The organism is Halomonas sabkhae (assembly GCF_030409265.1).
GTDB lineage: Bacteria > Pseudomonadota > Gammaproteobacteria > Pseudomonadales > Halomonadaceae > Halomonas > Halomonas halmophila.
The window spans coordinates 129945-152198 of the sequence record NZ_JAUFPM010000023.1 but is presented as its reverse complement, the minus strand read 5'-3'; the positions used below and the strand labels follow the sequence as shown (position 1 = coordinate 152198).

Sequence of the window (22254 nt, the reverse complement as noted above, 5' to 3'; positions counted from 1 at the left end):
CCCGTTAACGCAGTACCCTGGCGGGGTCCATCGGCTTGCCGCCGTGGCGCATGTCGAACAGTAGCTCATGGCCGCCGCTGTTGGCCTTACCCGGCTCGCAGAGGGGCGTTCCCCGGCTGACATCCTGGCCGCTGTCGACCAGCAGGCGCCGGCAGCGGGCGTAGACGCTCTGCAGGTTGTCCGGGTGGTGAACGATCACGACCTTACCCAGTTGGCGCATCTCGCTGGCGAAGCGAACCTGGCCGTCGGCCACGGCGCGGGCGCGTTCATCTGCCCGGGTGGTCAGCAGCATGGGCTGCAGGGTGCCGTGCTCGTCCTTGCCGAAGTGACGGGCAATGGTGTAATCCTCGAGTGGCCAGGGCCAGCTTCTGGACTCTGAACTGGCCTCGGAACTGTCGGAGGCCGTCTGACGAGATGGACTGGCGGGCGCGGGGTCCGACGTCCGGCTCTGGCTCGTGCGGCTATCTTGCCCGCCGTCGATGGGCAGCTGAATCAGGCGGCCGACGTCCAGGTCGGTCGCTTCGACGCCCGGGTTGGCCGCCACCACGGCTTGCGGGTTGACGCCGAAGCGTCGCGCCACCGACGAGAAGGTATCGCCGGGGCGAATCTGGTAGCGGTAGGGTCCACCGGAGGGCGCGCGTTCGCGTTGACCGGGAACCAGCACACGCTGACCCACGGCCAGACCACGCGGGTCGACACCGGGGTTGAAGCGCTGCAGCCTGACCAGGGGCACACCGGCCCGCTGGGCGATCTTGCCCAGCGTATCGCCGCGACGAATGGAGACCCAGTCACCGGCGATGCCCTGCTGCGCCTCGTGCTGGTTCGCGGAGCTGTCTCCCCGGGGGCTATCGGGCTGAGCGGCACAACCGCCCAGCATGACGGTCAGGAGTATCAGGCTGAGTCCAGAGCGGCATCCTTTGCCTGCCACAGCGCATTGAGCCATGAGTGAAAGCGTTCCTTGTAGTTCGAGTCTTGATGGTAATTGCCGGCCTGCATCCAGTCGGGCACCGCGATGTGGCGTGCCTGCAGGCGGATGGTGCCTTCTCGGCCGCAGAGAAAGCGCCAGAAGCTGGGATCGGGGTCATCATAATTCAAGGTGACATCGAGAATGCCGCCGAGCCGGTCGCCCAGCAGGCCGACCACCTGGGCGATGCCGCCGGCTCTCGGCGGCAGCAGGTGTCGATAGGGGCTTTGACGCGCCGCGTGCTTGGCGGGGGTGAAGCGCGTCCCCTCGACGAAGTTGTAGATGGCGATGGGACGCTCGCGGGCATGTCGACACATGCGCTCCGTGGCTTCCTGGTCGCGGCGCGCCAGGTGCGGTCGCTTTTCGCGCTGTTCACGGGTCAGGCGGCGCAGCATGGGAAATTCCAGGGCCCAGAAGGCCAGGCCGACCACCGGGATCCAGATCAACTGGCGCTTGACGAAGAAATGCGGCATCGGAATGCGACGGTGCAGCACCATCAGCAGGGCGAAGATGTCGGTCCAGCTGCGGTGATTGGACAACACCAGCCACCAGTCATCGGATCTAAGATCATCGGGCAGACGCGCCTCGATGCGTGGCGACAGCCACAGGCGCATCCACCACAGATTGACATCCAGCCACCAGCGCGCGATGGCATTGAGTCCCATGAGCACGCCGCGTCGCAGGGGGCGGCCCGGCGTGATCACCTTGACCAGAGTGAGCGCAATCAGCGGCACTCCCCAGAACAGGGTGTTGAGCGTCAGCACCAGCAGGCTGACGATCCCTTTCAGGGTCGACATGCCGATCTCCTTGATGGTTCTTTCCTTGACGAGGCGCCTCGATGGCTCCTGCCGGACGTCATGCTAATGGATCAGCCGGGGTGTGCCCAGTCACCCCGGTCCCGACAAGCTGTCACTCGCGCAGTTCGGGCAGGTCCTCGAAGAGTGCCAGGGCCTCCGGGTTGGCCAGGGCCTCGCGGTTGCGAACCGGTTCACCGTGCACCACATTGCGCACCGCCAGCTCGACCAGCTTGCCCGAGAGGGTTCGCGGGAGGTCGGCGACCTGAAGGATGCGCTGGGGCACATGGCGAGGTGTGGTGTGGGTTCGAATGGTGGACTTGATGCGTTGGCGCAGGTCGTCATCCAGTGTTCGGCCATCGCGCAGCCTGACAAAGAGCACGATGCGCATGTCATCGCCCCAGGTCTGGCCAATGCACAGCGACTCCAGGACTTCTTCGACCTTTTCGACCTGACGGTAGATCTCGGCGGTGCCGATTCGCACGCCCCCCGGATTGAGGACGGCATCGGAGCGGCCGTGAATGATCAGGCCGTCTTCCGCGGTGATTTCGGCATAGTCGCCATGCGCCCAGGTATTGGCGAAGGTCGCGAAGTAGGCATCGTGATAGCGCTCGCCATCCGGGTCATTCCAGAAGCCGATCGGCATGGCGGGAAAGGGCGCGGTGCAGACGAGTTCACCTTTTTCGCCCCGCAGCGGTCGGCCGTCATCGTCGAAGACATCGACGGCCATGCCGAGCCCGCGGCATTGCAACTGACCGCGGTACACAGGCCGGATCGGACAGCCCAGCGCGAAGCAGGAAACGATGTCGGTGCCCCCCGAAATGGAGGCCAGCAGCAGGTCCTGCTTGATGTCGTGATAGACATAATCGAAGGATTCGTGGGTCAGCGCCGAGCCCGTCGAGAGGATGGCACGCAAGGCACCGAGGTCATGGTCACGACCCGGCAGCATGCCTTCCTTCTCGCAGGCGGCGATGTAACGGGCACTGGTCCCGAAGACGCTGATGCCTTCCTGCTCGGCAATCCGCCACAATACACTCGGGTCAGGCGCGAAGGCGGCGCCGTCGAACAGCACCAGGGTCGTGCCATTGGCGAGCCCGGAGACCAGCCAGTTCCACATCATCCAGCCACAGGTGGTGTAGTAGAAGAGCCGGTCCGAAGCATCGAGGTCGGTATGCAGGCGGTGCTCCTTGAGGTGTTGCAGCAGGGTGCCGCCGGCGCTGTGGACGATGCACTTGGGCGTGCCGGTGGTGCCGGAGGAGTACAGGATGTAGAGGGGGTGGTCGAACGGCTGGGCACGAAAGTCGATGTCCCGGGCCTCGTTGTCCAGGTAGTCCTCCCATGCCACGGCACGTGGCAGGCCTTCCAGGGAGGGGGCATCCTCGAGAAACGGAAAGACCACCAGGTGGGTCAGGTCGTCGAGGGAGCGCACGATGTCGGCGAGACGTGACCGGGTGTCGATGGCCTTGCCGTTCCAGGTGTAGCCGTCCGCCGCGATCAGCACCTTGGGACCGATCTGGCCGAAGCGGTCGAGCACGCCCTGGTGACCGAAGTCCGGGGAGCAGGAAGACCACACGGCCCCGAGGCTGGCGGCTGCCAGCATGCCGATCACCGCATGTTCGCTATTGGGCACGAAACCGGCTACCCGGTCACCGGCTTCGACGCCGTCCTTCTGCAATGCCCGGGCCAGTCTGGCGACCTGCTGATAGAGCTCGGCGTGGCTGAGCTCCCGGCGTCGTCCGCGTTCGTCGTGGACGATCAGGGCAGGGGCGTCGTCGCGCCTGCGCAGCAGATTGGCGGCGAAGTTCAGGCGGGCCTGTGGAAACCATCGCGCGCCAGGCATGGCCTCGGCATTGTCGAGTACCGAGTCGCCCTTTTGTTCGCTGATGATGTCGAACTCGTCCCAGAGCAGTGACCAGAAGGCCTCGGGGTGTTCGATGCTCCAGGCATGGAGGTCCGCATAGTCCGTCAGGCGTATGCCGGCCGTTGCTTCGATGCGACGCATCAGGGCGGCCATCTGAGTGGCTTCAACGGTCTCGGGGGCAGGTTGCCAGAGTGGAGCGTTCATGGTGGGGATCTCCAGGTCTGTATCCAGGGTTAGGGAAACACTGCGTAAATGCCTGCGCATGCAAATCGATGCGTTACCCGGTGCTCGAAAGCTCGCCTAACTATTTGTTATGTCTCGCTTTCTGTGCTCCGTGCGCCTTTCGCTTCACTATGCTCGGCAATTTATACAGCGTTTCCTTAGCGAGGCGCCTTGCAGTGACCGATGCGGCGGGTGGGCCCATCGGGGTCCGGCTGTGCTGCCAGTGTAACGTTTTCGCGCCGTACGTCACCCTCTCGGCGGGGCCGTCATACAGCCGGCGCCACTGCGCAGCGGAATCTGCAGGCAAGTTTCGCGGGGTCGGGCGATCGGCCTGTGTCGAAAAACTGACCATTTCGTGACAGGCGGGCGAGCTGCCTGGCCTGAACGGCTTTCTACCGGGATGGTTCACAGCGTTATCCACAGAATCTGTGGATGATCGCCACTGAGCCGATGGAAGGCCTCGAGCCGGCGATGGAGCGCCTCAGCCCAGTTCGCACAGGGCATGCTGGGGCAACAGCAATTCGACGCCGCGCTCCTGATTGGTGTTGACCCGCTGCTGGATGAGCGCCAGGCCGCCCAGGGGGACATCATGGCGGTCTCCGCCGGCGAAACACAGGCGTTGCGGACGCCCCTGGTAGAAGCGATAGTCGAGCAGCGGCGAAACGGGAAAGACTCCATGGCGGCGGTCGGCATTGCCGACGTAGCCGAGCCGGGCAAGCTCACGGTCGAACGCTTCGAGAGGGCCGTCCAGCTGGTGGCAATCGAAACCGGCATGGTGAACGCGGGTGCCCATGATGGCCAGCCAGCCGGCCAGCGGATCCGCCTGCTCCAGCAGTCGATACTCGTTCCAGGCGGGCATGGGCCAGGGGCGCCCGCCGATGGGCAGGGAGTCGCTGCCGGGGGCGGTGCGGTCGACGAGTCGTTGCATCAGATCGCGCGGTCGGCGGGCCAGGGTGGCCACCTGAAACTCTACCAGCACCAGCCAGGTGTCGTGCGGCATGTCGGTTGCCAGCAGGGTCAGCAAGAGGCCGCGTTCCGGCATGGCATAGCGATGCCTGGGTCGGTAGCCGTGCTCGGCCAGGCGCGGCATCATCGCCTTGGCCGAGCATGGGCCCTGACTCAATGTCAGCAGCGTGAGATATTCAGCCCTGATCGTCTCGGGCCAGAGCTTGAGTTCCGCGATATCCGGCTGACGATTTGCATGGTCCAGCCATAGTGCCTGGACGAGGGTGTCCCGTTGCATCCGTGATCCCCAGTGTCGACGCCCTGTGCCGATTTTCCTTTTGTCATATTGTAAACGGGCGGGGTGTGGGCGGATTCAACGAGACGCGCTTCGGTGTGGTGTAGTGCAGGTGGCGAAGAACCAAAAAAACCGCCCGCAGGCGGTCATTTCGGCAGCAGGCTGGCCGCAGGGCTCATTGAGCGGCCGCGGACAACAGTTCGTGATCGGCCACATACTGGTTGAATTCGGTAAAGCCGCCGATGTGCGTCTGGTCGGCGAAGATCTGGGGCACCGTGTGCACCGGCTTGCCGATGGTCTTGGCCATGTCGGCCTTGCTGATGCCTTCCTCGATGATGTCCACGTAACGATAGCCTTCGATGGCGCCGGCGTTTTGCAGTTGTTCGGCGAGTGCTTCGGCGCGCACGCAGAATGGGCAGGCGGGGCGACCGAAAATGACGATGAACATCGGGTATCTCCTTGTGATGGGGATGCCGCAGGGGCGTGAAGAGAGGTGGTGTCAATATCATCATTCTGACCGAGCGCGACGCCCGTGGCCAATAGAGGTCCCAAAGCGCTGTCATTGTCATTGACTATCCAGTGGGGCCCGGGACGCTGTCGGTTCGGCGCGGGCCTGCCTACCAGTCGGCCAGCTCACTGGCGTCGGCACGCCGCAACAGCTCGCCGAGGTCATCATGCAGGCCCGGGCTGGTGACCAGCAGGTTCTCGCCATAGAGATCCTCGGGGATACCGCCGGGCCCGGGATACAGATGACCGGCGCGGGCACCGGCTTCCCGGGCGATCAGCAGCCCGGCAGCGAAATCCCAGGGGGCAACGCTTTCGTAATAGGCGTCCAGACGGCCACAGGCGACATCGCACAGGTCCAGTGCCGCCGAGCCATTGCGGCGGATGTCCTGGCAATGGGTGAGCACCGCCATCAGCCGGCGCATGAGGGGCGGACGGCTGTCATGCCGGTAGGGAAACCCGGTGCCCACCAGGGCGCGGTTCAGGCGGCTGGAGCGGCTGGCCTGGATGGTCTCACCGTTGCGCCGGGCGCCGCGGCCCGACAGGGCCGTGTAGGTCTCGTCGAGGAAGGGCGCGTGCACCACGCCCAGGTGCAGGTGCCCGCCGCTGGCCCAGCCGATGGAGACCGCCACATGGCGAAGGCCGTGGGCAAAGTTCACGGTGCCGTCGATGGGGTCGACGATCCATAGCGCACTGGGGGCTTCCAGACTTTCGCGGTCGGGGGCGAGCTCTTCGCTGAGTCGATGCTCGTCGGGGAAGGCATCCTCGAGGCGTTGCCGGATATAGGTATCGACATCCACGTCGGCATCGGTGACCAGCTCCTGGCCATCCTTGTAGCGCTGCTGAAAATCCTGGTCGGTACGTGCATCGAGAATCATGCGGCCCGCCTGGCGAGCAATGTCCTCGGCGATCTCCAGTCGTTGTTCCGGTGTCATGATGATTCCTCGGCATGGTTGAAGCGACTCCGCCCAGTGTCCGGCATCCGCCTTCCGGTGTCGATTCCTCGGACTGTCGGCGGATAGGCATGGCGACCGGCTTCCCTTATGCTGAAGGCGACTCATCTTTCCGCATCCCACAAGGAGTCGAGAATGAACGACAAGGCTCAACGCCCGCGTGTCGCCCTGGTGACGGGTACCGGCAGCGGCATCGGCGAGGCCGTGATGCGCCACTTCTGCGCGCAGGGACACCAGGTCCTGGCGGTGGACTTTCAGGCGGAGGCTCGCCAGGCCGCGGAGCATGCCGGTGCGGCCTTCTTTCAGGCCGATCTGACCGATGGCGAGGCCTGTCGCGCGGCCGTTCAGGATGCCGTCCAGCGCTTCGGTCATCTGGACATACTCGTCAACAATGCCGGTATCCAGCATGTCTCGCCCATAGAGACGTTCGCGGAAGACAAGTGGCGCCATATCATCGACCTGATGCTGACGGCTCCCTTCCTGCTGACCCAGGCGGCATGGCCGCACATGCGGGCCGCCGGCTGGGGGCGGATCGTCAATATTGCCTCGGTGCATGCCCAGGTGGCCTCCCCGGGCAAGGCGGCCTATGTCAGTGCCAAGCACGGCATGATCGGCCTGACCAAGACGGCAGCCCTCGAGGGCGGCAGCCAGGGTATCACCGCCAATGCGCTGTGCCCGGCTTATGTGAAGACGCCGCTGGTGGACAACCAGATTGCCGATCAGGCGCGCATGCATGACATGCAGGAGCAGCAGGTCATCGAACAGATCATGCTCAAGAATGCCGCCGTCAAGCGCCTCATCGATCCGGATGAGGTGGCCTCGCTGGTCGGCTACCTGGCTTCCGACGCGGCTGGCGCCGTGACCGGGGCAAGCTGGAACATCGACCTGGGCTGGACCGCCCAATAGCATGTCGCGCCTCGTCGACGCCCATTGTCATCTCGATTTCAGTGCCTTTGCCGCTGATCGGGCCGGTGTCTTCGAGCGAGCCAGGGAGGCCGGCGTCGAGGGCTTCGTGGTGCCCGGCACGACGCGGGACCGCTGGCCGGATGTCGTGGCCATGGGGGCGCGAGAAGATGTCGCGGTATGTCTCGGCCTGCATCCGTGTTTCATGGACGCCCATGATGATCCGGGTGACATCGCGGCGCTGAGCGAATGGCTCGACCGCCATCCCGAAGTGGTGGCGATAGGCGAGTGCGGGCTGGATGCTCGCTTCGCGGACAGCTGGCACGCCCAGTGGTCCCTGCTCGAGGCCCAGCTGCGTCTGGCCAGGGCGCGTCGCCTGCCGCTGGTACTGCACTGCGTGCATGCCAATGATGTGCTCGCCCGGCGCCTGCGTCAGCTGGCACCCCCGGCGGGTGGTCTGATTCATGGCTTTGCGGGTTCGCCCGAACAGGCCATGGCCTTCTATCGGCTCGGCTTTGTGCTGGGGCTGGGCGGCGCCACGACCTATCCCCGGGCGCAGCGCCTGCGGCGCACGGTGGCCGCCTTGCCCGATGACGGTTATGTGCTGGAGACCGACAGCCCCGACATGCCGCTGGCCGGCCATCAGGGCGAACGCAACGAGCCGGCACGGGTCGCCGAGGTCTGCCGGATCGTGGCCGAGCTGCGAGGGCAGACGGAGTCGCGGGTGGCGGCGGACAGTACTGCCACGGCCCGCCGCCTGTTCGCTCTGGACTGAGTGGTTTAGAGCGCGCCCGCCAACTGCTCGGGATCCAGTCGTTCAATGGGGTAGGGCAGTTTCAGCAGCTTGAGTTGCTGGCCATCCACGCTGAGCGGCTCGGCCGGCTCGCGGGTGCTCATCACCGCCAGTATCTCGGCCTGGCCGTAGGCGTCGAGTTCGGCGCTGACGACTTCGCCCAGGCGCTTGTCACGGGCATCGACAATGCCGCTTCCGGGGGCGGGCAGCTGTCCGCCCTCCAGCTGGGCCCGCATCAGGCGCTTCTTGACCTGGCCGCGGAAGTGCGCCCGCGCCACGACCTCCTGGCCGGTGTAGCAGCCCTTCTTGAAGCTGATGCCGCCCAGCGCTTCCCAGTTGAGCATCTGGGGCAGGTAGGTGTCGCCCTGACTGGCGTCGAGCCAGGCCAGCCCGGCCTGGATGTCCTGCAGCCGCCAGGTGGCGCTGTCGACCGCCGTCACCTTGTCGGCCAGGCGGGACCACAGGCTACCCGCCTGATCCTCGGGCACGCTGATCAGCAGCCTCGGCGTCGGCCCTGGGTGGCCGAGCAGCTGGCCGGCATCGTGGGCCGCCTGATGCCAGGGGCCGGGCGCCGTGACGCCGAGCAGGGCCTCGGCGACCGCCGGTGCCTCGCGCCCGAACAGGCCAATCAGGGCGAGATCCTGGCGATCGGTGAGCTCGACCTTGTAGAAGGGGGCGAACTTGGCCAGGTGCTGGCGCAGGGAGTCGACCAGCTCATGGTGCATCAGCAGTCGATAGTGGCCTGTATCGACGCGCCAGATCTGTACATTGGCGAGGATCCGCCCCTTGGGCGTGCAGAAGCAGCCCAGTGGCGCGAAGCCGCCATCCACCAGGGACATCTGGGCGCTGGTCTGGCCCTGGAGAAAGCGTTCGGCGCCTTCGCCCGTCACATCGAGCATGCCGAGATGCGCCAGCGGCGTCATCACCGGTCCCTCGAGGGCCTGGCGGGCCGCTTCGGGGGTGTCGAAGACGATGCGTGTCTCGTTCTCGCGGCGACCGCCGGTCTGCGCGATCCAGTCAGTCATGTCGGATCCTTTTGCTCTGCCTTGCCGGATTGGCGTTCACGGGACTCTGTCTGATAGTCAAATGAGGGTGACATGGCCGGAATACAAGTGTCGTGACGGCGTCAGCGGGCCATCATGCTAGACTTGGAACCCTGATGAGGGTGGCCGAGTCCATCGTGTTGCACAGAGGATAAGGGAGCTGCTGGCATGGCGCAGGTATCGCTGAATTTCCAGGGGGTCGACAACGCCGACCAGGTCAATCGTATCACCACGGCGCTGATGATGATGGATGGTGTCGAAAGCGCCGAGGTGGGGCGTCATGGTGCCGAGGTGGATGGCAAGGTGCCCCGGCAGGCGCTGATCGAGACCATCCAGTCCCTGGGGCTGGATATCGAGGTGAACTGAATGAGCATACAATTGCGCAGCGAGCGCGACGGCAAGTTGCGTCAGCGCGCCATGATCGAGTCCTTCGAGGATCTGCTCGTCGATGTGCCCGAGGCCTATGGCGGGGATGGACAGGCGCCGGATCCGCATGATTATTTCGACCTGTCGCTGGGCGCCTGCAAGGCCATCACGGCCCAGATGTATGCGCGTCGCAAGCAATGGCCGCTGGAAGGCGTCGAGGTCAGGATCGTGCGCGACGAGCAGGACGAACCGCGCGGCGTCTATTGCCTGGAGGTCATCATGACCTTCCTGGGAGACCTGGATGACGCCCAGCGCGAGCGACTCGAGGAAATCAGTCACAAGTGCCCGATACATCGTCTGATGACGACCTCCGAGGTCCGCATCAACACCCGTCAGCCGTCCTGATGCCGGCAGAGGCGGCGCCGATCACCAGCTTTCGTCACCGCCGTCGTGGCTGTCGGCCGGGCCACAGCAGGGAGAACCCATGAGCAAGTCGTTTCGCCTGGAGTCCAGGTTCCAGCCCGCCGGCGATCAACCCTCGGCCATCGAGGGCCTGGTGAACGGTCTTGAAGCCGGCCTGGCCCACCAGACGCTGCTTGGTGTCACCGGCTCGGGCAAGACCTTCACCATGGCCAACGTGGTCGAGCGCCTGCAGCGACCGACCATCGTCATGGCACCCAACAAGACTCTGGCCGCTCAGTTGTACGGCGAGTTTAAGGCATTCTTCCCCGACAATGCGGTGGAGTATTTCGTCTCCTACTACGATTACTATCAGCCCGAAGCCTATGTGCCGTCCTCGGATACCTTCATCGAGAAGGATGCCTCGATCAACGATCACATCGAGCAGATGCGGCTGTCTGCCACCAAGGCACTGCTCGAGCGTCGCGATGCCCTGATCGTGGTCTCGGTGTCGGCGATCTATGGCCTGGGCGACCCGGATGCCTACCTGAAGATGCGACTGCACTTCAATCGTGGCGAATTGATCGACCAGCGCGCCTTCCTGCGGCGACTCGCCGAGCTGCAATACACGCGCAACGACATGGACTTCAAGCGCGGGACCTATCGGGTGCGCGGTGACGTCATCGATATCTTCCCGGCGGATGCCGAGGATGAGGCCGTGAGGGTCGAGCTGTTCGATGACGAGATCGACAGCATCAGCCTGTTCGACCCCCTGACCGGCGAAGTGCGCGGCAAGGTGCCGCGCATGACCATCTACCCCAAGACGCACTATGTGACGCCGCGGGAAACCATCATGGGCGCCATCGACTCGATCAAGGAGGAACTGGCCGAGCGCCTGGCGTGGATGCGGCAGAACGACAAGCTGGTCGAGGCCCAGCGTCTCGAGCAACGCTCGCTGTACGACATCGAGATGATGCTGGAACTGGGCTACTGCAACGGCATCGAGAATTACTCGCGCTATCTGTCGGGGCGCGAACCGGGCGAGCCACCGCCCACCTTCTTCGATTACCTGCCGTCGGATGCGCTGCTTTTCATCGATGAGTCCCACGTCAGCGTTCCCCAGGTGGGGGGCATGTACAAGGGGGATCGCTCACGCAAGGAAACCCTGGTGGAATACGGCTTTCGTCTGCCTTCGGCCCTCGACAATCGCCCCATGAAGTTCGAGGAGTGGGAACGCATCTGCCCCCAGGCGGTCTTCGTCTCGGCCACGCCGGGGCCCTACGAGGCCGAGCATGCCGGCCAGGTCGTCGAGCAGGTAGTACGTCCCACCGGCCTGCTCGATCCCGAAATCGAGGTCCGGCCGGCCTCGACCCAGGTGGATGACCTGCTTTCCGAGGTACGAACCCGGAGCGCGGCCGAAGAGCGCGTGCTGGTGACCACCCTGACCAAGCGCATGGCCGAGGATCTCACCGAGTACCTGGATGAGCACGAAGTGCGGGTGCGCTATCTGCACTCGGACATCGACACCGTGGAGCGTGTCGAGATCATTCGTGACCTGCGCCTCGGCAAGTTCGACGTGCTGGTCGGCATCAACCTGCTCAGAGAGGGCCTGGACATTCCCGAGGTGTCGCTGGTGGCCGTGCTGGATGCCGACAAGGAAGGCTTCCTGCGCAATGAGCGCTCGCTCATCCAGACCATCGGCAGGGCGGCGCGCAACGCGCATGGCAAGGCCGTGCTCTATGGTGACCGGGTCACGGACTCGATGCGCCGTGCCATGGACGAAACCGAGCGACGGCGGACCAAGCAGTTCGCGCATAACGAAGCACATGGCATTACCCCCGAAACGATTTCCCGCTCTGTGGCGGATATCCTCGAGTCGGCCCAGACTCCGGGCCGCAAGAGCAAGGGGCGCAAGGGCGAGCGCAAGGTGGCGGAAGATTCGGGCCTTTATGATCCGCAGACCCTGTCGCCGGAAGAGATTCGCAAGGAAATCTCGCGACTCGAGGATGCCATGCTCGAGTCGGCGCAGAACCTCGAGTTCGAGGAAGCCGCTCGCTTGCGTGACCGCTTGCATGAACTCAAGGAACGCCAGCTTGCGCTGGGCTGAGTGGCAATGCGGCGCAGAGGCGTTGCCTTGTGCCGAGAACAGACTCGTTTTTTATACCGTTATCCAGCATCGAATCGAACACCCGCGAACCGAAGCGTGAGCCTTGACCTGTTCGGCCAAGCGATGCAGGAGTCGCGGCACTCGGCAGGCCCGGGGCAACTCGAGCTGCCCCGGGCGCTCGGGTGCGCTATGATGGTCGACCTGGTAGCCCGCCGCCGGCCAGGACCGAATTTCGGAGCCCTGGTCGGAAAAGAAGCGGGACGTCGATCCACCAAGGAGCTCGCTGCTCATGACCGTGATTCGCCAGGACGACCTCATCCAGAGCGTCGCCGATGCCCTTCAGTATATTTCCTATTACCACCCCAAGGATTTCATCGATGCCATGGCCGAGGCTTACGAGCGGGAGGAAAACCCCGCCGCCCGCGATGCCATCGCCCAGATTCTGATCAACTCCCGCATGTGCGCCATCGGCCACCGTCCGATCTGCCAGGACACCGGTATCGTCACGGTCTTCGTGCATGTCGGCATGGATGTGCGTTTCGAGGCCGACATGAGCCTCGACGACATGGTCAATGAAGGCGTGCGCCGCGCCTACCTGCTGCCCGACAACGTGCTTCGCGCCTCCGTGCTGTCCGATCCCGATGGCAAGCGTCAGAACACCCGCGACAACACCCCGGCGGTGATTCATCACAAACTGGTCCCCGGCGACAGGGTCGAGGTCCATGTTGCGGCCAAGGGAGGCGGCAGCGAAGCAAAATCGAAGTTCGCCATGCTCAACCCCTCGGACAATGTGGTCGACTGGGTCCTCGAGCAGCTGCCGAAGATGGGCGCCGGCTGGTGCCCGCCGGGCATGCTGGGCATCGGCATCGGTGGCACGGCCGAAAAAGCCATGGAGCTGGCCAAGGAATCGCTGCTGGACCCCATCGACATCCAGGATCTGCAGGCACGCGGTGCGGCAAACCGGGCGGAAGAGCTGCGCCTCGAACTCTATGACAAGGTCAATCGTACCGGTATCGGCGCCCAGGGGCTTGGTGGCCTGACCACCGTGCTGGATATCAAGGTCAAGGATTACCCGACCCATGCGGCCAACAAGCCGGTGGCCATCATCCCCAACTGCGCGGCCACTCGCCACGCACACTTCACGCTGGATGGCTCCGGTCCGGCGGCATTGCCGGCCCCGAAGCTCGAGGACTGGCCGCAAATCACCCGTGAAACCGGCGACAACGTCAAGCGGGTCGATCTGGACGCCATCACCGCCGAGGAAATCCGCAGCTGGCAGCCGGGGGACACCCTGTTGCTCAACGGCAAACTGTTGACCGGTCGGGATGCGGCGCACAAGCGCATGGTCGAGATGATCGGCAAGGGTGAGTCGCTGCCCGTGGATCTCAAGGGGCGCTTCATCTATTACGTCGGGCCGGTGGACCCGGTCGGCGATGAGGTGGTCGGACCCGCCGGACCGACCACTGCCACCCGCATGGACAAGTTCACGCGCACCATGCTCGAGGAGACGGGGCTGCTGGGCATGGTCGGCAAGGCCGAGCGCGGCGAGGCGGCCATCGAGGCCATTCGCGACAATCGCGCCGTCTACCTGATGGCCGTGGGCGGTTCCGCCTACCTCGTCGCCCAGGCCATCAAGCAGGCTCGGGTGGTCGGCTTCGAGGATCTCGGCATGGAGGCCATCTATGAGTTCGAGGTCGAGGACATGCCGGTCACCGTGGCCGTGGACAGTGCCGGCACCTCGGTGCATCAGACCGGCCCGGCCCAGTGGAAGGAAATCATCGCCGAGCGCGTCTGAAGGCAGTGATGCGTTCCGGCCGGTTGACGACGCCCCTGCCTCTGGCGGGGGCGTCGGCGTTACCGGTATGCTGGCCCGCATTCATTATTTGCCGACGCTTTCATCTTCAAGGAAACAGTGCATGGCATCCTGGCTCTTCGGCCTGCTGATACTGGTGATTCACGTGCTCGGCGTCCTGTCGGCGGTCCAGGCCCTGATGTCGAGCCGTACCTCCCAGGGGGCCATCGCCTGGATGATCTCCCTGGTGACCATTCCCTATCTGGCCGTGCCGCTTTACTGGGTTTTCGGGCGGCCGCGCTTCTATGGTTATGTATCCGCCCGGGGCGAGCGGGATACCGTCCTGCGGCGGGTTCTGGCACGCTACCGCAACCTGGTCGAGCCCTATCTGGCCGGCGCCAAGGAAGCGGACGTCAAGGCCGTGGAAAAGCTGGCCATGATGCCCTTGACCAGTGGCAACAGTACCCGGCTGCTGGTCGATGGCAGGGCCACCTTCGACAGCCTGTTCGCGGGAATCGAACGGGCCGAGGAATATATCGTCGTCCAGTTCTTCATCGTCCGCGAGGATGCCCTGGGGCGCGAACTCAAGCAGCATCTGCAGGATGCCGCCCAGCGTGATGTGCGCGTCTACTTTCTCTACGACGAGATCGGCTGCCACCAGCTATCCGAGCGTTACCTGAATGACCTGCGCGAGGCCGGGGTGCTGGTCACTGCTTTCCATTCCTCCAAGGGCTTTCGTCACCGCTTTCAGTTGAATTTTCGCAATCATCGCAAGGTGATGGTCGTCGACGGCCGGGAAGGCTGGATCGGTGGTTCGAATGTCGGCGTCGAGTATCTGGGCGAGAGTCCGCGGCACGGACACTGGCGGGACACCCATCTGCACCTGATCGGTCCCAGCGTGCTGGGTCTGCAGGAAGCCTTCTGGGAGGACTGGCACTGGGCCACCGGCGAGGTGATCAGCCTCTCCTGGAAGCCCTGGATTCACCCCGATGAATCGCGCAATGTGGTCATCGTGCCCTCCGGGCCGGCCGATCCCCAGGAGACGGCCAGCCTGCTGGTACAGCACGCCATTCATAGTGCGCATGAGCGGCTCTGGGTCACCAGCCCTTACTTCGTGCCCGACCACAGCGTGCAGGATGCCCTGCGACTGGCGGCCATGCGGGGCGTGGACGTGCGTATCATGATCCCCGAGCGACCCGATCACCTGCTGGTCTTCCTGTCGGCCTTTTCCTTCCTGCCGGACATGCTGCGTGCCGGGGTCAAGGTCTATCGCTACCAGCCGGGGTTTCTCCACCAGAAGGTCATCCTCATCGATGACGTGGCGGCCAGTGTCGGCACCGTCAACCTGGATAACCGTTCCTTCCGACTGAACTTCGAGATCACGGCCTTCGTGCCGGATCGACGCTTTGCCGCCGATGTTCACGACATGCTGGAGCGTGACTTCCAGGCATGTCGCGACGTCACCCTGGAGGAAATCCAGTCACGGGCGCTGTGGCGTAAACTCTTGTCACGTGCCGCCTATCTGCTGGCGCCGGTGCAATGATCGGCTTGGGCAGAATCCATGGCTGCGGTACATTACGGCCTCGACTAGGCGGTTACATGGCTCCTTGAGGGAGCCACTCCATGCATTCATGAGTCGGAGCTCCGGTGAACCTCGAAACCAAGTGGCTGGAAGACTTCGTGGCCCTGGCCAACACGCGCAGTTTCTCTGCATCGGCGCGTCAGCGCCATGTCACCCAGCCGGCTTTCAGCCGGCGCATCCGCGCCCTCGAGCAGGCGGTGGGCATCACCCTGGTGGACCGCTCGACGACGCCTGTCGGGCTGACCCCGGAAGGCCAGTTGTTCCTGGTCACCGCGCGCAGCATGGTCGAGCAGCTCAATGAGAGCCTGGGGCATCTGCGCGGACTGTCCATGGCCAACGAGGCCCTGGATATCGTCGCCGCGCATTCGCTGGCGCTGAGCTTCTATCCGCAGTGGATCTCGCGACTGCAGAAGGGCGTGGGCGAGCTGCCGACGCGGCTGGCGGCGATGAACGTGGGGGACGCCATCCATGTGCTGCGCGAGGGCAACTGCGACCTGATGCTGGCCTACTATGATCCCTATGCCAGCATGCAGCTCGACCCGGAAGTCTTTCCGTCCTTTGCCATCGGCCAGGTCAAGATGCTGCCCGTGAGTGTGCCGGATGAGCGCGGGCGCCCCCGCTTTTCGCTGGAAAACGGCGATGCCATTCCCCATCTTGCCTATACCCAGGGCGCCTTCCTGGGGCGTAGCGTGCGCATGCTGCTGAAGAACGACCCGCTGCGCATGCGCCTGCGCACGGTCTACGAAACCGCCATGGCCGAGGGGCTCAAGGGCATGGCCCTGCAGGGCGTGGGAGTCGCCTGGATCCCGGATTTCTGCATTCGTCAGGAGCTCGATGACGGGCGGCTGGTTCGCGCCGGCGAGGCGAAGAACGACGTACCGCTGGAAATCCGCCTGTATCGCTGCTCGCTGGTGCACAAGCCCGGCGTCGAGAAGCTGTGGCGGCAGATGATGAAACTGCCGCGCGACTTTCTGGAAGCGTGAGGCCGGACGACGCTTCAGGGGCTGCTGAAGTCGGCGGGCAGGCCGAGGAAGTTCTGGATGATGAAGAAGTGGTCCTCGAAGAGGCCGTCGGGCTCGAGGTCGGCGAGCGGCACCCAGCGCGCATGATCGCCGCCCTGGACGGGCTTGAGGCGGGGCAGTTGCTGATCCGGGCGCAGGGCGAAATAGAAGGCCTCGGCCAGGGTCCGACCACGCCAGCTGCGATGGGGCTCATCGAAGAGCCGCTGGCCGCGCAGCGAGCCCTTGAGCACCGGCTCCGGGACTTTCAGGCGTACCCGTTCGCGCAGTTCACGCAGGCAGGCATCCAGCAGGCGTTCCTGGGAATTGATGAAACCGCCGGGCAGGGCATAGAGTCCCTTGCCCGGCGCGGCCGTGCGCTTGACCAGCAGGATGTGCCCGGACTGCACGACGACGGCGTTGACGGTCACGAAGATGGGCGGGTAGGGGGCCTGGGCCCAGGCCTGGCGATACTGGTCGAGCAGTCCCTGCTCCTCGACCAGCTGGGCGTAGGCTTCGGTCTCCAGGAACCCCTGAATGCCGTCGATCACGCCGGGCGGCAGTTCGTGAGCGGCTCCGGCACTGGTATAGTCGGCGGCCGCCAGGGGCGAGCGGAACAGGCGTTCGCGAATCTGGCTGGCGGAAATGCCCTCGACCATGGGCACGCTCACCGACTCCCACTGCGGAAACAGCGACAGATAATAGCTGGACTGGCCGCGACTGGCGCCGATCAGGCCGATACGCGGCAAGCGGGCATGGCGCGGCGAGGTGAGGTCGCGCACCTTGCGTTGCACATCGCGCACCCAGACATCATTGTTGTAGAGCGCATCCAGCAGCGGTTCGATCTCGAGGCGCTGGTTGTCGTCCTCGTCGAAGGCACTGCGCAGCATGCGGCGACGCTCGTCGAAACGCCAGGGATTGCGCAGTGAGCGCGCCTGCCAGGCCGAGCCCACCAGCACGATGACCTGCCGGGCCCGCTTGAGGGCCTGATGGATGACCGCCAGATGCCCGAGGTGAGTCGGCTGGAAACGACCGATGAAGACCAGACAATCGAAATCGGGGTCGTGTGATTCGGCGTCCGGCATGTCGCTCATCGTGTCGCTCCGGGCAATTAAAGGACCATTATGGTGGCCTGCCGGATGCCACGCAATGCGCATCCCCCTGCACCTCATCGGTGGCCTCCGGTATGCTGTCAAGCGACAAGGAATGTGAGGAGCTGACGTGATCAAGCAAAGCGTGATGAGTGCCTGGACCCGGTTGAGGGATTTCGTGGTCTTCTGGTGGCAGGTGGTGCGCGATGCCGTGAAACTCTGGCTGGACCGCAATGCGTTCAGTTATGCCGGTTCACTGGCATTCTATACCCTGTTTTCCCTGGCTCCCACGGTGATCATCGCCGTCACCGTGATCGGCGTGGTGCTGGGTGAAGAGGCCGCCCAGGGGCAGATCGTCGCCCAGCTCGAGGGCACCATGGGGGCGAGTGCGGCCGAGCTGGTGCAGAACGCGGTGACCCAGTCACGCATCCAGGAGTCGGGAGTATTACCGACTCTGCTGGGTGTCGGTGCCCTGCTGGTGGGTGCCACCACCGTCTTCGGACAGATGCAGTTTTCCCTGAATACCCTCTGGGGCGTGGCCGCGCGACCCAGCACCAACAGCCTGTGGATCTTCATCAAGAACCGCATGCTGTCGCTGACCGTGGTGCTCTCGATCGGCTTCATCCTGTTGGTCTCCCTGGCCCTCGGCGTGATGGTCAAGGCGATGCTCAAGGCGGCAGACGGGCTCCTGCCCTTTGTCGGCCTGTTGACCAACGGCGCGGAATTCCTGGTCTCGCTGGCTCTGGTCACGGCGCTGTTTGCCACCATCTTCAAGGTGTTGCCCGATGTCGTGTTGCGCTGGCGGGATGTCATGGTCGGCGCCGTGGTGACGGCCCTGTTGTTCGCGGTGGGACGGACGGCAATCGCCATCTACCTGACCTATACAGCGACGGCTTCGACCTACGGCGCGGCCGGTTCGGTGGTGATCATCCTGCTGTGGGTCTACTACTCTTCCCTGATCCTGCTGTTCGGGGCCGCCTTCACCAAGTGCCATCTGGTCGGCCGGGGCAAGGCCGTCGTGCCGCGCAACAGTGCCGTACTGGTCAAGCATGAGCTGCTCGATGAAGCAGCCGGCAAGGCCGTCAAGGGGGGCAGGGTGCCCGGCTGGCTGAAGAAACGGGGCAGGTCGCGTTCAGCGACCGACGCGGACCCGGCGGAAGAGACGCACCAGCCGGAGACGGCTGAGGATGCCGAGAACGAGGCGTCCGGCCAGCGCTGAGCCGGCGCCTCGACGCAACCCAGGCCCGGGCCTGCCGGGCCGTGTCCGGGAGGAGTCCTGATGGGACAACAGCAATGCATGAAGGCAATCGTCAGTGGCCGGGTACAGGGTGTCTGCTTTCGACGTTCGACCCAGCAGCAGGCCGAGGCACTGGGCATTGTCGGTTACGCACGCAATCTGGCCGATGGCCGTGTGGAAGTCCTGATGTGCGGTGAGGCCGAGCGGCTCGCAGCACTCCGTGAATGGCTGGCGCAGGGGCCGCCCGGCGCCGAGGTGACCCATCTGGAATGCCGGGATGTCGAGGCGGTGCCGCCCGATGGCTTCACCACCGGGTGACGAGGTCCCGGGTCTCAGGCAAGGGTGTCCGTGATCCATTCGACCACGGCATCGCCGTCGACGCCCAGACAGACATCCGCCAGTGGTGTCCGCGACCAGCGCTCTTCGATAAAGCCACGCCCCTGCGGAGCAAACAGCGTCTGCCCCTCGGCCAGGCCCGAGGTGGCGACGCCGAGATGGCCACGCTGGGTGGTGAAGAGCTCCGGGCGCACCAGCCAAGCCAGGGCGCAGCTGTCGTGTGGGCAGCAGCCATCGATGCCCAGCATCTGCTGATAGAAGTCACGGTAGAAGGCGTAGCTCCCGGCCAGCACCTGACCGAGCCGGCCCTGGCCGGCCTCGATACGTGCCATCTGGTCCGGCCCGAGAACGCAGCGGTGGGTCACGTCCAGGCCGACCATGACCAGCGGCCAGCCCGCCGTCAGGACTCGGGCGGCTGCGTGCGGGTCATTGAAGATGTTGGCCTCGGCGACCGGCGTGACGTTGCCGCCTTCCCGGATGGACCCGCCCATGACGATGACCTGCTTGACCTTGTCGATCAGCGCCGGGTCCAGCTGCAGCGCCGTGGCCAGGTTGCCCAGCGGGCCCACGGCCACCAGCGAGACTTCCCCGGGGCGCGCATTGACGGTTTCGACGATGAACTGCGCGGCACTGCGCGGGTCGGCCCGGCCCTGCACCTCGGGCAGCGCGATATTACCCAGGCCGTTGTCGCCATGGATATGCGTCGGAGCCGGATGGCGTGGCTTGACCAGCGGGGCCGCAGCGCCCTGGGCCACCGGAATCTGGCGATCGGCCAGCTCGGCCAGCAGCAGGGCGTTATGGGTGGCGGTCGTGATGTTGACGTTGCCGAAGGTGGTGGTCATGCCCAGCAGGTCGATGTCGGGGTGCGCCAGCGCGATGGCAATCGCCTGGGCGTCGTCCACGCCGGGGTCGGTATCGAAGATGATCGGGTGTGCCATGATGGCTCCTGGTCGGGTGTGTCAGGTGTGGCGGGCCAGCTCGGCGTCGACGTCCGCGCGTTCGGGGATGCTCTCGGTGGCGCCGAGGCGTTGAACCCCGAGGGCGGCGGCCGTGGCAGCTCGTTTCAGACAGCTCTCGGCGGACTCGCCGGCCTGGCGGGCGGCCAGGTAGTAGCCGATGAAGGTATCGCCTGCGGCGGTGGTATCCCGGGGGGTGACCGGCAGGGGCGCTTGAAAGACCCGTTTGTCGGCGCACTGATACCAGGCGCCTTCACCGCCGAGCGTCAGCACGGTTTCGCTTTCCGGCAGCTGGTCGGACAGGGCATCCAGCAGCTCGCTGGCCTCCGAGCCGGCCGGCATGCCGGTCAGGGCCTCGGCCTCGCCGCGGTTGACGAACAACAGCTGGCAGTAGTGCAAGGGCAGTGCCGTGATGTCCATGGTCATGGGCGCCGGATTAAAGGCGATCCTGAGCCCCCGGGCATGTGCTAGCTCGAGGGCCTCGGCGAGACCGCTGCACTCGTTCTGGACCAGTAGCCAGTCTTCGGCTCGGGTAGCCTCGAAGAGGTCGGCGAGATTGTCCCCATCGAAACCGTGATTGGCCCCGGGGAAGAGCAGGATGGCGTTCTCGCCTTCATCATCCACCTGAATGATGGCATGACCGCTGGGGCCATCCACCAGCTGGACGCTGGCGGTATCGACGCCGGAAGCCTGCAGCAGCTCCCTGGCCCAGCCGTCCTGACGACCCAGGCGCCCCCAGTGGCACACTCGACCGCCGGCGCGAGCCATGGCGATCGACTGGTTGGCTCCCTTGCCGCCCAGGCCGATGCGGTAATCCCGGCCTGCCAGGGTCTCGCCGGGGCGGACCAGGTGGGGGACGCGGTAGAAATGGTCGAGGTTGATCGAGCCGAGATTGTACAGCATGCCGTTTTCCGAATTGGTGTCAGTGACTGATCGAGGGTTCCGGGCCAGAGTATCCAAGGGGTAGCGGAGTAGCGCAAGCGAGTCGGGTGTCGAGAGCTTCGGTTTTATACCGTTATCTTTTACAGGAAACCCTCAGCTAATGTGCTTTCCCAGAGTCATCAACTATCAGGAGGCTGAACCACCGGCCTGCCAAGCATCCAGATTGTCGGCCGTCAGTTCGACAATTCGTTGCCTGGCCTGCGGGGAAATCCACGCATTGTGGGGGGTCACCATCAGGTTCAGGGGTTCCGCGAGAGCCTCCAAAAGGGGATGGCCGTCTCTGGGGGGTTCGACGGGCAACACGTCAACGCCGAGTCCGCCCAGCCGACCCTGTCGCAGGGCATTCAGGCAGGCCTGTTCATCGATGACCCCGCCTCGCGCACAATTGATCAACAGCGTCGAGGGTGGCAGGCGTTCGAGCATGGCCTCATCGACCAGGTGGCGAGTGGCATCGGTAAGCGGGCAGTGCAGGCTGACAACATCGGCCTCGGGTGCCAGCCGGGCGAGGCTCGGGCGCGAATCACTGGCCTCGCTGCCGGGTCGCGCGGCATAGCTGACGCGCATGCCGAATCCCTGGGCCAGGCGTCCGACGCGACTGCCGAGTTCTCCCTGACCCACGATCACCAGATGGCGGTCCTCGACTTCCATGGTGCGGTGATCCATCAGGCAGAAGAAGGGGCTGTCATTCCAGCGTCCGGCGGCCACATCCTTCTGATAGAGCGGCAGGCGGGCGGCCAGTGCCAGCATCATCAGCATGGTGTGCTGGGCCACGCTGGCTGTACCATAGGCGGCCACGTTGCGCACCTCGATGCCCAGGCGCCGTGCCGTCTGCATGTCGATATTGTTGGTCCCGGTCGCCAGGACGCAGATCAGACGCAGTTGGGGTAGCGCTTCCAGAGTCTCGGCCGTCAGGACGACCTTGTTGACGATGGCCACCTCGGCGTCCGCGAGTCGTTGCGCCGCCTGCTCGGCGTGGGTGAAGTCATGGCAGGTGAGTCGGGTGACGCGGTCCTCGATGGGCGAGAGGTCGACATCCGGGCCCAGGCTGGCGGCATCGAGCACGACGGCTTGCATGGCAGAATCCTCATCGGTGGCGCCGCGAGTCGCGGCGGGTCAACATTCGGGCACCCGCAGGGCTGGGCCTGAAGGCCTCGGCCGGGCTATAATATGG

Annotated in this window: 21 protein-coding genes; 10 read left to right on the top strand and 11 right to left on the bottom strand. The window is 64.8% G+C overall.

Translation table 11 applies throughout. From position 1 onward, the window contains the following. Nucleotides 1–4: 4 nt before the first annotated feature. The 6 genes from QWY79_RS14525 to QWY79_RS14500 form a co-directional block, all read right to left on the bottom strand. Complete coding sequence (locus QWY79_RS14525; protein ID WP_290274297.1) at nucleotides 5–943, bottom strand: murein hydrolase activator EnvC family protein; 939 nt, start codon at nucleotides 941–943, stop codon at nucleotides 5–7. Beyond that, nucleotides 892–1761, bottom strand: coding sequence for a 1-acylglycerol-3-phosphate O-acyltransferase, YihG family (gene yihG, locus QWY79_RS14520; RefSeq protein ID WP_290274294.1), 870 nt, complete (start codon nucleotides 1759–1761; stop codon nucleotides 892–894). The genes QWY79_RS14525 and yihG overlap by 52 nt, the downstream gene beginning before the upstream one ends. A gap of 112 nt (nucleotides 1762–1873) precedes the next feature. Continuing rightward, nucleotides 1874–3823, bottom strand: coding sequence for an acetoacetate--CoA ligase (locus QWY79_RS14515; RefSeq protein WP_290274291.1), 1950 nt, complete (start codon nucleotides 3821–3823; stop codon nucleotides 1874–1876). Nucleotides 3824–4322: 499 nt separating this feature from the next. Continuing rightward, the gene (locus tag QWY79_RS14510) at nucleotides 4323–5084 is read right to left on the bottom strand and encodes a VOC family protein (protein ID WP_290274289.1); all 762 of its coding nucleotides are present in this window, start codon (nucleotides 5082–5084) and stop codon (nucleotides 4323–4325) included. Nucleotides 5085–5256: 172 nt separating this feature from the next. Further along, nucleotides 5257–5529 (bottom strand): GrxA family glutaredoxin, encoded by a 273-nt coding sequence (locus tag QWY79_RS14505; RefSeq protein WP_290274285.1) that lies wholly within the window; start codon nucleotides 5527–5529, stop codon nucleotides 5257–5259. Between the two features lie 169 nt (nucleotides 5530–5698). Then, nucleotides 5699–6520, bottom strand: coding sequence for an inositol monophosphatase family protein (locus tag QWY79_RS14500; protein WP_290274282.1), 822 nt, complete (start codon nucleotides 6518–6520; stop codon nucleotides 5699–5701). Nucleotides 6521–6673: 153 nt separating this feature from the next. Here QWY79_RS14500 and QWY79_RS14495 point away from each other — a divergent pair, with 153 nt between their 5' ends. Further along, nucleotides 6674–7444, top strand: coding sequence for a 3-hydroxybutyrate dehydrogenase (locus QWY79_RS14495; RefSeq protein ID WP_290274279.1), 771 nt, complete (start codon nucleotides 6674–6676; stop codon nucleotides 7442–7444). Nucleotide 7445: 1 nt separating this feature from the next. Then, nucleotides 7446–8216, top strand: a complete 771-nt coding sequence (locus tag QWY79_RS14490) for a TatD family hydrolase (protein ID WP_290274276.1) — start codon at nucleotides 7446–7448, stop codon at nucleotides 8214–8216. Between the two features lie 5 nt (nucleotides 8217–8221). Here QWY79_RS14490 and ygfZ read toward each other — a convergent pair whose 3' ends face one another. Then, nucleotides 8222–9259, bottom strand: a complete 1038-nt coding sequence (gene ygfZ, locus QWY79_RS14485; protein ID WP_290274274.1) for a CAF17-like 4Fe-4S cluster assembly/insertion protein YgfZ — start codon at nucleotides 9257–9259, stop codon at nucleotides 8222–8224. Between the two features lie 186 nt (nucleotides 9260–9445). Between ygfZ and QWY79_RS14480 the strand changes: the two genes are divergently transcribed. From QWY79_RS14480 to QWY79_RS14455, 6 genes are all read left to right on the top strand, one after another. Further along, nucleotides 9446–9643, top strand: a complete 198-nt coding sequence (locus QWY79_RS14480; protein ID WP_141319176.1) for a hypothetical protein — start codon at nucleotides 9446–9448, stop codon at nucleotides 9641–9643. Beyond that, entirely contained in the window at nucleotides 9644–10048 is a 405-nt protein-coding gene (locus QWY79_RS14475) for an OsmC family protein (RefSeq protein ID WP_141319178.1), read from the top strand. A 79-nt stretch (nucleotides 10049–10127) separates the two neighbouring features. Next, nucleotides 10128–12149 (top strand): excinuclease ABC subunit UvrB, encoded by a 2022-nt coding sequence (gene uvrB / locus QWY79_RS14470; RefSeq protein ID WP_141319180.1) that lies wholly within the window; start codon nucleotides 10128–10130, stop codon nucleotides 12147–12149. A gap of 289 nt (nucleotides 12150–12438) precedes the next feature. Beyond that, nucleotides 12439–13944, top strand: a complete 1506-nt coding sequence (locus QWY79_RS14465; protein WP_290274270.1) for a fumarate hydratase — start codon at nucleotides 12439–12441, stop codon at nucleotides 13942–13944. A gap of 121 nt (nucleotides 13945–14065) precedes the next feature. Further along, nucleotides 14066–15484 (top strand): cardiolipin synthase, encoded by a 1419-nt coding sequence (gene cls, locus QWY79_RS14460; protein WP_290274267.1) that lies wholly within the window; start codon nucleotides 14066–14068, stop codon nucleotides 15482–15484. A gap of 104 nt (nucleotides 15485–15588) precedes the next feature. After that, entirely contained in the window at nucleotides 15589–16506 is a 918-nt protein-coding gene (locus QWY79_RS14455; RefSeq protein WP_141319186.1) for a LysR substrate-binding domain-containing protein, read from the top strand. Between the two features lie 14 nt (nucleotides 16507–16520). On the opposite strand, the gene QWY79_RS14450 is transcribed toward QWY79_RS14455, so the two are convergent. Next, on the bottom strand, nucleotides 16521–17615 hold the full coding sequence (locus QWY79_RS14450; RefSeq protein ID WP_141319188.1) for a bifunctional nicotinamide-nucleotide adenylyltransferase/Nudix hydroxylase: 1095 nt from the start codon (nucleotides 17613–17615) through the stop codon (nucleotides 16521–16523). A gap of 127 nt (nucleotides 17616–17742) precedes the next feature. On the opposite strand from QWY79_RS14450, the gene QWY79_RS14445 reads away from it, so the two are divergent. Together QWY79_RS14445 and QWY79_RS14440 are read left to right on the top strand one after the other, a co-directional pair. Further along, nucleotides 17743–18831, top strand: a complete 1089-nt coding sequence (locus tag QWY79_RS14445) for a YihY/virulence factor BrkB family protein (RefSeq protein ID WP_353960376.1) — start codon at nucleotides 17743–17745, stop codon at nucleotides 18829–18831. A 60-nt stretch (nucleotides 18832–18891) separates the two neighbouring features. Next, the gene (locus tag QWY79_RS14440) at nucleotides 18892–19167 is read left to right on the top strand and encodes an acylphosphatase (protein ID WP_290274262.1); all 276 of its coding nucleotides are present in this window, start codon (nucleotides 18892–18894) and stop codon (nucleotides 19165–19167) included. Between the two features lie 14 nt (nucleotides 19168–19181). On the opposite strand, the gene QWY79_RS14435 is transcribed toward QWY79_RS14440, so the two are convergent. The 3 genes from QWY79_RS14435 to QWY79_RS14425 form a co-directional block, all read right to left on the bottom strand. Next, nucleotides 19182–20123, bottom strand: a complete 942-nt coding sequence (locus QWY79_RS14435; RefSeq protein ID WP_290274260.1) for a nucleoside hydrolase — start codon at nucleotides 20121–20123, stop codon at nucleotides 19182–19184. Nucleotides 20124–20144: 21 nt separating this feature from the next. After that, nucleotides 20145–21044 carry a ribokinase gene (locus QWY79_RS14430; RefSeq protein ID WP_290274257.1) on the bottom strand — a complete coding sequence of 300 codons (900 nt, stop codon included), beginning with the start codon at nucleotides 21042–21044 and terminating at the stop codon, nucleotides 20145–20147. A 165-nt stretch (nucleotides 21045–21209) separates the two neighbouring features. Next, complete coding sequence (locus QWY79_RS14425; protein WP_290274253.1) at nucleotides 21210–22157, bottom strand: D-2-hydroxyacid dehydrogenase; 948 nt, start codon at nucleotides 22155–22157, stop codon at nucleotides 21210–21212. Between the last annotated feature and the right edge of the window lie 97 nt (nucleotides 22158–22254).

What these genes read in the sequence shown, in the direction of transcription:
- QWY79_RS14525 (WP_290274297.1), bottom strand. Translation starts at nt 943, where the DNA reads ATGGCTCAATGCGCTGTGGCAGGCAAAGGATGCCGCTCTGGACTCAGC.
- yihG (WP_290274294.1), bottom strand. Translation starts at nt 1,761, where the DNA reads ATGTCGACCCTGAAAGGGATCGTCAGCCTGCTGGTGCTGACGCTCAAC.
- QWY79_RS14515 (WP_290274291.1), bottom strand. Translation starts at nt 3,823, where the DNA reads ATGAACGCTCCACTCTGGCAACCTGCCCCCGAGACCGTTGAAGCCACT.
- QWY79_RS14510 (WP_290274289.1), bottom strand. Translation starts at nt 5,084, where the DNA reads ATGCAACGGGACACCCTCGTCCAGGCACTATGGCTGGACCATGCAAAT.
- QWY79_RS14505 (WP_290274285.1), bottom strand. Translation starts at nt 5,529, where the DNA reads ATGTTCATCGTCATTTTCGGTCGCCCCGCCTGCCCATTCTGCGTGCGC.
- QWY79_RS14500 (WP_290274282.1), bottom strand. Translation starts at nt 6,520, where the DNA reads ATGACACCGGAACAACGACTGGAGATCGCCGAGGACATTGCTCGCCAG.
- QWY79_RS14495 (WP_290274279.1), top strand. Translation starts at nt 6,674, where the DNA reads ATGAACGACAAGGCTCAACGCCCGCGTGTCGCCCTGGTGACGGGTACC.
- QWY79_RS14490 (WP_290274276.1), top strand. Translation starts at nt 7,446, where the DNA reads ATGTCGCGCCTCGTCGACGCCCATTGTCATCTCGATTTCAGTGCCTTT.
- ygfZ (WP_290274274.1), bottom strand. Translation starts at nt 9,259, where the DNA reads ATGACTGACTGGATCGCGCAGACCGGCGGTCGCCGCGAGAACGAGACA.
- QWY79_RS14480 (WP_141319176.1), top strand. Translation starts at nt 9,446, where the DNA reads ATGGCGCAGGTATCGCTGAATTTCCAGGGGGTCGACAACGCCGACCAG.
- QWY79_RS14475 (WP_141319178.1), top strand. Translation starts at nt 9,644, where the DNA reads ATGAGCATACAATTGCGCAGCGAGCGCGACGGCAAGTTGCGTCAGCGC.
- uvrB (WP_141319180.1), top strand. Translation starts at nt 10,128, where the DNA reads ATGAGCAAGTCGTTTCGCCTGGAGTCCAGGTTCCAGCCCGCCGGCGAT.
- QWY79_RS14465 (WP_290274270.1), top strand. Translation starts at nt 12,439, where the DNA reads ATGACCGTGATTCGCCAGGACGACCTCATCCAGAGCGTCGCCGATGCC.
- cls (WP_290274267.1), top strand. Translation starts at nt 14,066, where the DNA reads ATGGCATCCTGGCTCTTCGGCCTGCTGATACTGGTGATTCACGTGCTC.
- QWY79_RS14450 (WP_141319188.1), bottom strand. Translation starts at nt 17,615, where the DNA reads ATGAGCGACATGCCGGACGCCGAATCACACGACCCCGATTTCGATTGT.
- QWY79_RS14440 (WP_290274262.1), top strand. Translation starts at nt 18,892, where the DNA reads ATGGGACAACAGCAATGCATGAAGGCAATCGTCAGTGGCCGGGTACAG.
- QWY79_RS14435 (WP_290274260.1), bottom strand. Translation starts at nt 20,123, where the DNA reads ATGGCACACCCGATCATCTTCGATACCGACCCCGGCGTGGACGACGCC.
- QWY79_RS14430 (WP_290274257.1), bottom strand. Translation starts at nt 21,044, where the DNA reads ATGCTGTACAATCTCGGCTCGATCAACCTCGACCATTTCTACCGCGTC.
- QWY79_RS14425 (WP_290274253.1), bottom strand. Translation starts at nt 22,157, where the DNA reads ATGCAAGCCGTCGTGCTCGATGCCGCCAGCCTGGGCCCGGATGTCGAC.